The organism is Tenacibaculum larymnensis, from assembly GCF_028829235.1.
Taxonomy (GTDB): domain Bacteria; phylum Bacteroidota; class Bacteroidia; order Flavobacteriales; family Flavobacteriaceae; genus Polaribacter; species Polaribacter larymnensis.
Map to the genome: position 1 here is coordinate 182,502 of NZ_JAIWJY010000005.1, position 13,576 is coordinate 196,077.

The window sequence follows — 13,576 nt, forward strand, 5'->3', positions numbered from 1 at the left end:
TTCAGAAAGTTTCTTTCCTTTTCTAAAACCTCCAACACACAATACGTGTTACCTTGTTTCCTTGGTGCATAGGAATTACTTTAAATTCTTTAACTCCTAATTTCTTACCTGAGTTTTGTAAGCTTTCTACGTTTTCTTTTTTAGAAACCAAACTCGTAAACCATTTACTTATTTTCGGGAATTTAGAACTCTCATATAAATAGGTATGTAAAAAAGCTTTCTCTCCACCTATATACCACAGCTCATTAGAGTTCCCTGCAAAATTACGGACAGCATTATTTCCTAAATTTCTCGATTTTCTTCGGTTGGCTCCTCTCGCCTCTTCTGCCGATTTATAGAATGGTGGATTGCACATCGTTACTGTAAATGCATCATCTGCTTCTATGATTCCTTCTAAAATATGCTCTTCTTTAAACTGTTGCCTTAATTCAACCTTATCCGTAAAACCATTATCATCTATAATGTCTTGAGCATAATCTAGTGAATCTAAATCGATATCAGTAGCAACAAAATTCCAGTCATATTCTGCAATTCCCAACAAAGGATAAATACAACTTGCTCCTGTACCAATATCTAACACCGTTACGTTTTCCTCATCTGCTACCAAATCTGCTAAATGATGAATGTAATCTACTCTTCCAGGTATTGGCGGACATAAATTATCATCAGAAAAATTCCAATGCTTAATATTATAGTGAGCAGCTAATAATGCTTTATTAAACTCTTTTACTGCTATTGGGTCAGAAAAATCGATGGTTTCCTTCTCAAATTTTTCAATAACAAACTCCTCTATTTTTGGATACTTTTCTTTTAAGAGTTTAAAATTATATCCGTTTTTATGTTTGTTTTTTTTGTGTAATCCTTTTTTATCTGCCATTAAAGTGTAATAACTGTAAACTCTAGTTGTAACGGATGTAAATTTTCTTTCAGAACTTTAATAAAGTCGGCTCCATATTCTAAATAGAGCTCTGAAAAATTACGTTGACGTTCTTCTAAACTTTGATTAGGTAACAATTCGTTTTGCAAAGCTACGATTCTTTCAACCATTTCTTTCTGACGTCTTTTTTCTGCTCTCAACCATCTTTTCTCGAGGTTTTCTAGTCCTTTTATCTGCTTTTTTTCTTGTGCATTTACTGCACCTACAAAAGAAACATCGGTTTTTTGAGCTAGCTCACGTAAATCGTCAAATTGTTCTTGTAAAAACTGCTTTTGCTTGGTAAAATCTACCTTAGTATCACCATTGGCTAACACTTTTCTTGCTAGTAAATCATCTTGTTTTAAAAACAACTCTTCTTCTGAAACGTTTAGTTTCTCTAACTTTCCTAATTGTTTTTCTGAGAGTATTTGAGCTGAGTTTCTTAATAACAAAATAGGAAACGGAACATTTACTTTATCAAAATATGCCTTTAACTCTAACCAGTAGGCTAACTCCCCTCCTCCACCTATGTAACATAAGTTCGGTAAAATTACCTCTTGGTATAGTGGACGCATAATTACGTTTGGTGAAAAGCATTCTGGCTGACTATGTAAATGGTCTAGAATTTCATCTTTTGTCCAAGAAATATCTGTATTATTTACCTTGTAAATTCCGTTTTCAAGAACAATACGTTCACGAATCCTATCGGTGATATAAAACAAGTTTATCTCACGCGGATTTACTTGTATTTTATATGACTTTTCTAGCTCTGTAATTGTTTTCGATACTTCTTTATAAGAGGTTTCGTGTAGCAAATCGTATTCTACATACGGTGTTAGTGCTCTTTTTAATTCTCTTTCATCAGCATCTAAAATTACCAAACCATACTTTCCAAAAAGTTTATCGGCTATATATCTAGTTGCGTCTGCTAATGTTTTGTGTTGCAAGTATCCTTTTTCAAATATCTCTTTTATTTGAACAGCATTTTTTGAACTTCCCAAATGTTCTGCAAACACTTCAAAAACATCTTGTAACCCCTCGGTTATAAAACGTCCTACTGGTCCTGTTTGGTCAGAGTTCCACTGTACTTTTATCCCTTTAAAATTAAAGAAGTTAATTTCTTCAAAATCGTGGTCTTCAGTTGCCATCCAATATACGGGTACAAAATTCTCATTCGGAAATTGCATTGACAAATGCTCACACATATTTATAGTTGATATAATCTTATATAAAAAGTATAACGGCCCTGTAAATAAGTTCAGCTGATGTCCTGTTGTAACAGTAAATGTATTCTCTTCTAGTAAGCTTTCTATATTTTTTTGCGTGTCGAACGACAAATCAATGTCTTTGTATTGTTCTCTCAATACTTCAACCAATCTTTTTCTTTGAGTGCTTGAAATAGGATTTGCTTTCTTTTCTTCTAGTTGCTTTTCAAAGTTTCGTAAACTCGGATAACGGTTATAAAAAGGTTGAATATTTTCATCAGCCTTTAAATAATCCTCCATTGTTTTAGAAAAGAATCCTGTGTTTTTATAAGGTATATTGGTTACGTTCATTACTTGTGCGTTCTTTGAAATAAAGTGTAAACATACGGACGTTCTCCTCCGTACGGATTTACAAATGTGTGATTAAAACTATTGACTAAAACAAAATCGTTTCCTAATTTTTCTTGTAGCATTTCCGCATTGTAACGTTGTAATTGCAGTCCACAACATTTTTCTGCTCCGTCTAAAGCAAAAACAGCAATAATTACAAATCCGTCAACTTTTACAATCTTCTTTAATAAATTAAAATAGGCGTTCTGTTCTTCGGTTTTTAAGAAGAAGTGTAGTACCGCTCTATCATTCCATACATCAACTTCATCAAGCTCATGTAACTTGGTTGGAGTCACTAAATCATCAGCTATAAAATTAACTTTTGATGCATCTTTTCCTAATCGATTTTGTATATCGATTAAAGCTTTTTCAGATAAATCATTTGCTATTAAACCTGAATATCCATCAGCTACTAGCTCGTCAATTAACATAGATGAACCAACGCCTACATTTAAGATTTTAGCATCTTTAGATACTTTGGATTCTTTTAGTAATTGAATAGTTTCTTTCGAACTTTCTTCGAACCAGCCTAGTTTTTCTGTTGGATTTTTTACGTAGGCAGCATTCCAGTGTTTTTTGTAATTAATTTCTTCCGGAATGTTACACTCACTCTCTTTTGTAGTCATAGTCCAAAAATAGGAAAATTTAATCCTTTGTCGAAAACTTACTAGACTTCTAACAGATTTTTAACTACATTCTTTTTTTAACCATCTATTTAGGTATTTTTACAGTTAGTAAATTACAATTATGCAGTTTAAACATCCTGAGATTTTATATTTCTTAGCTTTTTTACTCATTCCTATTTTGGTACACCTGTTCCAACTACAGCGATTTGTAAAAGTTCCGTTTACCAATGTAGCTTTTTTACAAAAGTTAGTGTTGCAAACACGTAAAAGTTCTCGTATAAAAAAATGGCTGATTTTAGCCACTCGCTTACTGTTACTTACTGCTCTAATTTTTGCTTTTGCTCAACCCTACTTTAGTAATCATAAATTAGATGAAGAGCAGCATTTCTTTATATATCTAGATAATTCTTTAAGTACTAATGCTGTTGGAGAAAAGGGTAATTTACTACAAATTGCTACACAAGAAATTATTGAAAATTCTACAGAGAAAACAAGTTATTCTTTACTTACAAACAATCATTTTTACGCTAATAAAACAGCTTCTGAACTAAAAGAAGAGTTGTTAAAAACAACAAATACCGCAAAAAGTAGAGACCTTGCTGATGTTTTTCTAAAAATGACTAGCGAACATAAGTCTATAGCTTCTCCTACCAAAAACATTGTAATTTCTGATTTTCAAAACATTAAAAAAGAGGAAGTTGACAATGTTCCTAAAAATACTTCTTTTGTGAAGTTAGTACCTGAACAAAAAAGTAACATTTCTATTGATAGTGTTTTTGTTGACGATAATGGTGGGTCTAATTTTAACGTCCATATTGTTGTTAAAAATCAAGGAAATGCCAAAAATGATATTCCTATTGCTATATACAATAATGACAAATTGTTGAATAAACAAACCTTTAGTATTGAGAAAAACAAGACTACAGAGGTTACTTTTTCTGTTGTAAAAGCACCTGTGTTTTTAGGTAAAGTAGCTATTAATTTTAACGACACCTACGGGTTTGATAATTCATTTTATTTCACCATTAATGCTAACGAAAAAATTAATGTACTAGCTATTGGAGAATCAAACAACTTCTTACAACGAATTTATACTAAAGAGGAGTTTAACTTTACTTCTTCTTCGCTACTAAATGTAAATTATAATTTGATAGATAAGCAACATCTTATTGTCTTAAATGAGTTAGAAAATATTCCTGAAACACTTATAAATAGCTTAGCAAGTTATACAGCAAAGGGTGGAAATATAGTTGTAATTCCAAGTAATAAAGTAACTCTTTCTTCTTATAACAACTTTTTTAATAAACTAAATACAGGAAAGTTATTTTCACTAAAAAGTGACAGTTTAAAGGTTACTTCGATTAATTATAATCATCCTCTTTTAAAAAATGTTTTTGAAAAGAAGGTAGCCAACTTTCAATATCCATTTGTAAAAACCTCATTTAATACTGAGTTTAAAAATGCTAGCAATATTGTTTCTTTTGAGAACAAACAAGGTTTTATTAAACAGATTAGTTTACCAAATGCTTCTATGTATTGGGTAGCTGCTCCTCTAAATAAAGACAATAGTAATTTTACAAACTCTCCTTTAATTGTTCCTGTTTTTTATAACATAGGAAAACAGAGTTTACAACTTTCTGAATTGTATTATACAATAAACAAACAAAATACTATTGATATTGATAAGCAACTAGGTAAAGATGAAGTTTTAAGTATTGTTAATAGTAAAGGTTCTTTTATTCCTTTACAGCAAACTTTTCAAAACAAAACACGTATCACAACCAAAGACCAGCCTTTAACTGCTGGGTTTTATCAAGTACAACAACAAAGTAATGTACTTAGAAATATTGCTTTTAATTACAATAAAGATGAAAGTGTCTTAGACTTTTTAATATTTTCTGAAGCTAATGACATGACCATATCTACTTCAGTTAAAAACACCTTAGAAAATATTAATAATGAAAACAAAATTCAATGGCTTTGGAAATGGTTTTTGGGCTTAGCTATTGTATCTTTGCTTTTAGAAATTTTGATTTTAAAATTCTTTAAACCATGACAACGCTGCTTAAATCGGCAACAATAATAGATGCTTCTAGTCCTTACCACCAACAAACTAAAGATATTTTAATTACTGACGGTATTATTACCAAAATTGACAACAACATTACTAGTGAAGAAAACTATACTGTTGTAGCGCTTGATAACCTTCACGTATCTCCGGGTTGGTTTGATACAAGTGTTTCTTTTGGTGAACCTGGTTATGAAGAGCGAGAAACCTTGCAACATGGTGTACAAGTAGCGGCTAAAAGTGGGTTTACACATGTAGCTATTAATCCAAATACACACCCTATAGTTGATAATAAATCGGCTATTGAGTTTTTAATTAATAAAGTAAACGGAGCTGCAACTAGTATTCATCCTATTGGAGCTTTAACACAGCAAAGTAAAGGAGTTGAAATGTCTGAAATGTTCGACATGCAACAATCGGGTGCTATTGCTTTTGGTGATTATAACAAACCTGTTAGCAATGATAATTTGTTAAAGATAGCTTTGTTGTATGCTCAAAACTTTGACGGATTGGTACTAAGCTTCCCTAAAAACAACTTAATAGCAGGTGAAGGTGTTGCTAATGAAGGTAAAAATAGTACTCTTTTAGGGTTGAAAGGAATTCCTGCTCTTGCAGAAGAAATTCAAATTTCTCGCGATTTATTTTTATTAGAATATACAGGAGGAAAATTACACATTCCTACTATCTCAACAGCTAAATCTGTTCAACTTATTAAAGAAGCGAAAGAAAAAGGCTTAGATGTAACGTGTAGTGTCGCTGTACACAATTTAATATTAACAGATGATGAACTACATGGCTTTGAAGCTAATAAAAAGGTAAATCCTCCTCTACGTACAAAAGAAGATAGAAAAGCTTTAGTACAAGGTTTAAAAGAAGGAGTTATTGATATAATTACTTCAGACCATAATCCTATTGACATTGAACATAAAAAAGTAGAGTTTTCTACCGCTAAAGACGGAACTATAGGTTTAGAAAGTGCTTTTGGTGCTTTAAATACAGTATTAGATTTAGAAACTATTATTAATTGCTTAACAAGCAACCCGAGAAAGCGTTTTAATGTTGAATTGGCTTCCATAAAAGAAGATGAAAAAGCTAGTTTGTCTATTTTTAATCCTGATGGAGCGTATACTTTCTCTAAGGAAAATATTGTTTCTACCTCGAAAAACAGTATCTTTCTAGGGAAAAAGCTAGAAGGAAAAGTTTATGGTATTTACAATAATAGTCAACTAATTTTAAACTCATAAAATCATGGAAAACTTAACAGTAAACGAAGGAAAAACCGAAGCAATCATTAGTCATTTTACAGTTATAGGCCTTATTATTGCCTTTGTTTTAAACATGAACAAAAAGAATGCTTTTGCTAGTTTTTACATTAGGCAAATGCTTGGTTTAAATGTTCTTCAGCTTTTAAACGGCTGGGTTGTTTATAAATATTTAGGTAGTAATGCTGGTTGGATTGTTGGCGTGCTACTATTTGTACTTTGGTTAATTAGCCTTTTAGCTGTTTTAAAAGGAGAAAAAAAGCTTGTACCAGTTGTTGGAGAGCAATTTCAAAACCTATTTAAAGGAATTTAATATATGAGTTTACAATATATTGTAAGAGAACCTAAAACCTCAAATGCTAACCCTCCATTATTAATTTTATTACACGGATATGGTAGCAACGAACAAGATTTATTTTCATTTGCTGAAGAATTACCAGACGATTTATTAATTATAAGTGCCAGAGCTCCTCATGATATGGGGTATGGTGGCTATGCATGGTATGCTATAAATTTTGATTCAGTTAACGGTAAGTTTTCTGATTTAAAACAAGCAGCTGAATCAGTTGATAAGATTGCTTCTTTTATAGATGAAATTAAAGAAAAGTACAATACAAACCCTGATAAAACATTTTTATTAGGATTTAGCCAAGGAGCTATTTTAAGTTATGCGTTAAGTTTTAAGTACCCTAACAAGGTAAAGCACGTAGTAGCTTTAAGCGGTTATATTAATGAAGAATTGTTACCAGCCGAAATAGACAACTCAATTGCTACAGATTATTATATCTCTCACGGAACTGTAGATCAAGTTCTTCCTATAGATTGGGCACGTAAAGCTCCTATTATACTGAAAGACTTTAAGTTGGATAACGAATATTCAGAATACCCTGTTGGACATGGTGTAGCTCCTCAAAACTTTTATAGCTTTAAAAGTTGGATTGAGAAAAGACTATAAACTTTAACAGTTAAATTGAGTAAAATTAAATATTTTTGCAACTAAAAAAATAGCATGAGCAACATATTTAATCAAGATATATTATACTACTGGAGTGCTCCGTTTTTCATTTCTGTAATCTTACTCGAAATGTTCTTTAGCTATCGAGCTAAAGCCAAAAACTACGAATTTAAAGATACAGCTACTAATGTTTACTTTGCCCTAGTAAATTTTAGCCTAGACTTGTTAATGAAGGTTACTTCATTTGCTATTATGGGCTTTTGTTATCAATACAGAATTATTGATTGGGAAGGTAATATGTCGTGGGCATATTGGTTATTGGCTTTTATAGGTCAAGACTTTTTGTACTACATTCACCATTATGTAGATCATCATTCAAGATTTTTCTGGGCTGTACACGTAACACATCACAACTCTGAATTTTACAATATTTCAACTGGTTTTAGATCTCCAGTTTTACAGCCTTTATTTAGGTATATGTTCTTTTTACCCTTAGCTTTTCTAGGTGTTATGCCATTGCACATTATGTTTGCATACGCCATGAATCAAAACTACGGAACTTTATGCCATACTAACTTTATTAAAAGTAAATTAGGTTGGTGGGGATATATTTTTGTTACTCCATCTCACCATAGAGTTCACCATGCTTCTAACACTAAGTATTTAGATAAAAATATGGGAATGGTGTTGATTATTTGGGATCGTATTTTTGGAACTTTTCAAGCTGAAGAAGATGAAACTGAATACGAAAAATTACGTTATGGTTTAACTAAGCCTTTAGAAGATAAAGGACCTATTAATATTATTTTTCACGAATGGAAAGAAATTTTCAAAGACTTTTTTAACCGAAAAAAGGATTTACCATTAACAACACGTTTAAAATATGTGTTTATGCCTCCAGGGTGGAGTCATGATGGTAGTACTAAAACAAGTAGAGAATTACAAAAAGAACTTGCTACCACTACAGAAGTAATAACAACTCCTAAAGAATTAAGAGTAAGTCCACAAAAAATAAAAGTCGAGTAAATACTCGACTTTTTTCTTTTATTAGATGTACTATTACTTTAATATCTGATTTGCGTGTTCTTTTGTTTTTACTTTCGTAATAACATCTTCAATTACTCCATTTTCATCAATTACAAAAGTAGTACGATGAATTCCATCATACTCTCTTCCCATAAACTTTTTAGGTCCCCAAACACCAAAAGCATTGATTACATCTTTACTTTCATCTGCTAACAAAGGAAAAGGTAATTCATTTTTATTAATAAAGTTTTGTTGACGTCTTGCTGAATCTGCACTCACCCCCAAAACATCATACCCTTTTGCTAAAAAAGTTTTGTAATTATCTCGTAAGTCACAAGCTTCTGCTGTACAACCAGGCGTACTTGCTTTTGGATAAAAGAATAATACTAGTTTTTTCCCTGCATAATCAGAAAGCTTTACTGCATTTCCTTTTTCGTCTACCGATTCAAAATTTGGTGCCTTATCTCCTATTTTTAGTGTTGTCATATTATTTTGCTTCAAAGTTATAAAGTCAAAGTTACAAAGTTGATTTTGATTATCCATAAAACATACGAAGCTTCTTTGTACCTTTGATTTTTTCAAATTTTATAAAGCAATGACGAAAGCAGAAAAAGTTCAATTTGTTATAGATACTTTAGAAGAGTTATATCCTGAAACTCCAATTCCTTTAGACCATAAAGATCCTTACACATTATTAATTGCTGTATTAATGTCTGCTCAAAGTACTGATGCTCGTGTAAATACCATTACACCATTATTATTTGAAAAAGCTGATAATCCGTATGATATGGTAAAGCTTACTGTTGATGAAATTAGAGAGATTATCAAACCTGTTGGTTTATCACCAATGAAATCAAAAGGAATTCACGGTTTATCTAAAATCTTAATTGAAAAGCATAATGGTGAAGTTCCTGTTGATATGGAAGCCTTGGAGGAATTACCTGCGGTGGGGCATAAAACTGCTAGTGTGGTAATGTCTCAAGCCTTTAACATTCCTGCTTTTCCTGTAGACACACATATTCATAGGTTGATGTTTCGTTGGAATTTATCTAATGGCAAAAGTGTTGCTCAAACAGAAAAAGATGCAAAACGCCTATTTCCAAAAGAATTATGGAATAAACTTCACTTACAAATTATTTATTACGGACGAGAATACTCTCCTGCTCGTGGTTGGAAGTTAGAAAATGATATTATTACCAAAACGGTTGGAAGAAAATCGGTAATAGACGATTATAATAAAAAGAAAGCATAAAAAAAGCCCCAACCTTTGTTGAAGCTTTTTCCACTCTTAATTCAAATTCAATTCAATGAGATAGTTTGATTTCGTTTTAACTACTGTTAGCGATTTAGAAAAATTAATCAAATATTGAATTGTTTCTTGTTTAGGTTTCATTTTAAAGTCAGGAGACTTCTTTGAGTAAATTTGCATCATATATAATTCCCTTATTATTACTTATAATCAATGATTTAACGATGCATTTTTTCAAATATTGTTTAACTGACCAAAATAATTTTATTTTTTTCAATTATTTTTCTCAAATTAATTAAAGCGTAGCGCATTCTACCCAATGCTGTGTTGATACTAACACCTGTATTTTCTGATATTTCATTAAAACTCATATCGTTATAAATACGCATTTTTAAAACTTCTTTTTGTTCTTCTGGTAGCTCTTCAACTAACTCTTTAACATCATTTAAAATTTGTTCTTTTATTATTTTACTTTCTGCATTTAAAGTTCCATCACTTAATACTGAAAAAATATCAAACTCTTCTGTATTATTAAATGTAGGCATGCGATTATTCTTTCTAAAGAAGTCAATAATTAAATTATGAGCAATACGCATAACCCAAGGCAAAAACTTACCTTCTTCGTTATAATTTCCTTTTTTTAGCGTTCTTATTACCTTTATAAAGGTGTCTTGAAAAATGTCTTCTGTAGTATCTCTATTCTGTACTTTACTGTAAATAAAGCTATAAAGACGTTGTTGGTGGCGCTTAATCAATAATTCTATGGCATATTCATTACCATTAATGTAGTTTTTTACTAAAACACTGTCATCTACTATGTTTTGCATAATAATTACTTTTTTAAAAGAGCAACTAGCTAGTTCTCTTTTGGTTAGGGGATATTAAGTTATAAAAGTAATTATCTTGCTATAGGCTATTATTTATTGATTAATAACGAGTTACAAATATTAAATTTTTTATTAATAAATACAAAAAAAACTAAAAAAAAAGAGAAAAACACTATAGTTTATTCATAAAAACCACTTGAAATTGGTATTTTTATCGCTTATTTTTTTGAGTATATGAAGACTGATATTTCAACTGTTAATCCAAAGGAAAATATTATAATTAAAGGGGCTAAACTGCACAATTTAAAAAACATTGATGTAGTAATTCCTCGTAATAAATTAGTAGTAATTACTGGACTTTCTGGTTCAGGTAAGTCTTCTTTGGCTTTTGATACTTTATATGCGGAAGGACAACGTCGTTATGTAGAAAGTTTAAGTTCCTACGCACGTCAGTTTTTAGGAAAACTACATAAACCTAAAGTAGATTATATCAAAGGAATTGCGCCTGCCATTGCTATTGAACAAAAAGTAAACTCTACTAACCCACGTTCAACAGTTGGTACTTCTACTGAAATTTACGATTATATCAAGTTACTCTTTGCTCGTATTGGTAAGACCTTCTCTCCTATTTCGGGAAATGAAGTGAAAAAACATACTGTTTCTGATGTTATCAATCATGTAAAAACTTTTGAGGAACGCACAAAATTGTTATTACTTGCTCCTATACATATTAATAAAGACAGAGATATAAAAACTGTTTTACAAGTACTAACACAGCAAGGATATGCTCGTTTAAAATATCAAGATACTGTATACAGAATTGATGAATTTCCTATAAAAGATTTTAAAGGAAATGAATTACAGCTAGTCGTAGATAGAATTGTTGTAAAAGACGAAGAAGATTTTTACAACCGTTTGGGAGATGCAATACAAACAGCATTTTTTGAAGGAAAAGGTATTTGTTATATCGAAAACCTATCAGATAATAGTACTGTTGAATTCAGTAATAAATTTGAGTTAGACGGAATTTCTTTCTTAGAACCTAACACTCATTTATTCAGCTTTAACAATCCTTACGGAGCTTGCCCTACTTGTGAAGGATATGGAAATGTGATTGGTATTGATAAAGATTTAGTAATTCCTAATACAGGACTTTCTATCTACGAAAATGCTATTTTTCCTTTTAAAACAGATAGTTACAAAAAATATAAAAACGATTTAATTCTAAATGCTGAAGAATTCGGAATTTCTATACATAAACCATGGTTCGAACTTACAGATGAACAAAAAGACTTGGTTTGGAATGGAACAAAAAAATTTAAAGGAATTAATCATCTATTCAAAAAACTAGAAGAAAAAAGTTACAAAATCCAAAACCGTGTAATGCTCTCTCGTTATCGCGGAAAAACAAAGTGTACCGAATGTAACGGAAAACGTTTACGTAAAGAAGCTAACTACGTTCAGGTATATGGTAAAACTATTGATGAATTAGTAACCTTGCCTTTAGATGAATTGGCAGTATTTTTCAACAATATTCAATTAAACAAATACGAAGAAAAAATTGGTAAACGTTTACTTACCGAAATTAATAATCGTTTACAGTTTTTAACAGATGTTGGCTTAAGCTATCTAACTTTAAATAGAACGTCTAACACGCTATCAGGTGGAGAAAGTCAACGAATTAATTTAGCCACTTCATTAGGTAGTTCGTTAGTAGGTTCTATGTATATTTTAGATGAGCCTAGTATTGGTTTACACCCAAAAGATACAGAAAGATTAATTGGAGTCTTAAAAAATCTACGTGATTTAGGTAATACTGTAATTGTAGTTGAACATGATGAAGATATCATGAAAGAGGCTGATTACATTATTGATATTGGTCCTGAAGCAGGAACCTATGGTGGAAATGTGGTTGCAGAAGGAACTTTTGAAGATATCCTACAATCTGAATCGCTAACAGCTAAATATCTATCAGAAGAATTAAAAATTGAAATCCCTACTAGTAGAAGAACATCAAAAAATTCTATTGATATTATTGGTGCTCGTGAAAATAACTTGAAGAACATTGATGTTTCTTTCCCTCTTAATAACTTAACCGTTATTACTGGAGTTTCAGGTAGTGGTAAAAGTACCTTGGTTAAGAAAATCTTGTATCCTGCAATGCAAAAAAAGCTAGTTGGATATGGCGAAAAACTAGGACAACATACAGATGTTACGGGAAGCTTTGACTTATTAAAACATGTAGAGTTTATCGATCAAAACCCTATTGGTCGTTCTTCACGCTCAAACCCTGTAACATATATAAAAGCGTATGATGATATTCGTAAATTACTTTCAACTCAAAAACTATCTAAAATTAGAAACTACCAACCAAAACATTTTTCTTTTAATGTAGATGGTGGTCGTTGTGAGGTTTGTAAAGGTGAAGGAGAAGTTACTATAGAAATGCAATTTATGGCAGATGCGCATTTAGAATGTGAAACCTGTGGTGGTAAACGCTTTAAAAAAGAAGTACTAGAAGTAACTTTTGAAGGAAAATCAATCGATGATATTTTGAATATGACCATTGATGATGCCGTTGCTTTTTTTACAGAACATGAACAAGCCAAAATAGCTCGAAAATTAAAACCTTTACAAGATGTTGGATTAGGTTATGTACAGTTAGGACAATCGTCTTCTACCCTTTCTGGTGGTGAGGCACAACGTATAAAACTGGCTTCTTTTTTAGTTAAAGGAAACACTAAAGATAAAGCTTTGTTCATTTTTGATGAACCTACTACTGGATTACATTTTCACGATATTAAAAAGTTATTAGCTTCTTTTAATGCTTTAATTGAAAGAGGACACTCAATAATTGTTATTGAACACAATATTGAATTGATTAAGTGTGCTGATTATATTATTGACCTTGGTTTAGAAGGTGGAAAAAAAGGTGGAAATTTAATCTTTGCTGGCACCCCTGAAGAGTTAGCGAAAAACAAAAAATCATATACCTCTAAGTATCTAAAAGAGAAGTTACATTTTTAAAGAGAAAAGCCACCCAACCTCTCAG

The 13,576-nt window shown here is 31.2% G+C and carries 12 protein-coding genes; 7 read left to right on the plus strand and 5 right to left on the minus strand.

Annotated elements, in window-relative coordinates; genetic code table 11:
- Positions 1-22 precede the first annotated feature (22 nt).
- The 3 genes from rlmF to LCI24_RS09590 are packed head-to-tail and all read right to left on the minus strand — an operon-like array spanning position 23 to position 3,137.
- Entirely contained in the window at positions 23-877 is an 855-nt protein-coding gene (gene rlmF / locus LCI24_RS09580) for a 23S rRNA (adenine(1618)-N(6))-methyltransferase RlmF (protein ID WP_274640184.1), read from the minus strand.
- The gene (bshC, locus tag LCI24_RS09585) at positions 877-2,472 is read right to left on the minus strand and encodes a bacillithiol biosynthesis cysteine-adding enzyme BshC (RefSeq protein WP_274640185.1); all 1,596 of its coding nucleotides are present in this window, start codon (positions 2,470-2,472) and stop codon (positions 877-879) included. The genes rlmF and bshC overlap by 1 nt, the downstream gene beginning before the upstream one ends.
- Positions 2,472-3,137: a class I SAM-dependent methyltransferase gene (locus LCI24_RS09590; RefSeq protein WP_274640186.1), complete on the minus strand. Its 666-nt coding sequence runs from the start codon at positions 3,135-3,137 to the stop codon at positions 2,472-2,474. The genes bshC and LCI24_RS09590 overlap by 1 nt, the downstream gene beginning before the upstream one ends.
- A 121-nt stretch (positions 3,138-3,258) precedes the next feature.
- On the opposite strand from LCI24_RS09590, the gene LCI24_RS09595 reads away from it, so the two are divergent.
- The 5 genes from LCI24_RS09595 to LCI24_RS09615 are packed head-to-tail and all read left to right on the plus strand — an operon-like array spanning position 3,259 to position 8,448.
- Positions 3,259-5,193: a BatA domain-containing protein gene (locus LCI24_RS09595; RefSeq protein ID WP_274640187.1), complete on the plus strand. Its 1,935-nt coding sequence runs from the start codon at positions 3,259-3,261 to the stop codon at positions 5,191-5,193.
- Complete coding sequence (locus LCI24_RS09600) at positions 5,190-6,449, plus strand: dihydroorotase (RefSeq protein WP_274640188.1); 1,260 nt, start codon at positions 5,190-5,192, stop codon at positions 6,447-6,449. The genes LCI24_RS09595 and LCI24_RS09600 overlap by 4 nt, the downstream gene beginning before the upstream one ends.
- A 4-nt stretch (positions 6,450-6,453) precedes the next feature.
- Positions 6,454-6,780 carry a hypothetical protein gene (locus LCI24_RS09605; RefSeq protein ID WP_099213844.1) on the plus strand — a complete coding sequence of 109 codons (327 nt, stop codon included), beginning with the start codon at positions 6,454-6,456 and terminating at the stop codon, positions 6,778-6,780.
- 3 nt (positions 6,781-6,783) lie between these two features.
- Positions 6,784-7,422 carry an alpha/beta hydrolase gene (locus LCI24_RS09610; RefSeq protein WP_274640189.1) on the plus strand — a complete coding sequence of 213 codons (639 nt, stop codon included), beginning with the start codon at positions 6,784-6,786 and terminating at the stop codon, positions 7,420-7,422.
- Positions 7,423-7,476: 54 nt separating this feature from the next.
- A complete protein-coding gene (locus tag LCI24_RS09615; RefSeq protein WP_274640190.1) occupies positions 7,477-8,448 on the plus strand; it encodes a sterol desaturase family protein in 972 nt (323 codons plus the stop codon).
- Between the two features lie 33 nt (positions 8,449-8,481).
- Here LCI24_RS09615 and bcp read toward each other — a convergent pair whose 3' ends face one another.
- Positions 8,482-8,934 (minus strand): thioredoxin-dependent thiol peroxidase, encoded by a 453-nt coding sequence (bcp, locus tag LCI24_RS09620; RefSeq protein WP_274640191.1) that lies wholly within the window; start codon positions 8,932-8,934, stop codon positions 8,482-8,484.
- Between the two features lie 109 nt (positions 8,935-9,043).
- Between bcp and LCI24_RS09625 the strand changes: the two genes are divergently transcribed.
- Positions 9,044-9,700, plus strand: a complete 657-nt coding sequence (locus tag LCI24_RS09625) for an endonuclease III domain-containing protein (RefSeq protein WP_274640192.1) — start codon at positions 9,044-9,046, stop codon at positions 9,698-9,700.
- A 242-nt stretch (positions 9,701-9,942) separates the two neighbouring features.
- Here the strand turns inward: LCI24_RS09625 and LCI24_RS09630 are convergent, their stop codons facing one another.
- Entirely contained in the window at positions 9,943-10,524 is a 582-nt protein-coding gene (locus LCI24_RS09630; RefSeq protein ID WP_274640193.1) for an RNA polymerase sigma factor, read from the minus strand.
- 234 nt (positions 10,525-10,758) lie between these two features.
- Here LCI24_RS09630 and uvrA point away from each other — a divergent pair, with 234 nt between their 5' ends.
- Positions 10,759-13,551: an excinuclease ABC subunit UvrA gene (gene uvrA / locus LCI24_RS09635; protein WP_274640194.1), complete on the plus strand. Its 2,793-nt coding sequence runs from the start codon at positions 10,759-10,761 to the stop codon at positions 13,549-13,551.
- Positions 13,552-13,576: the final 25 nt, after the last annotated feature.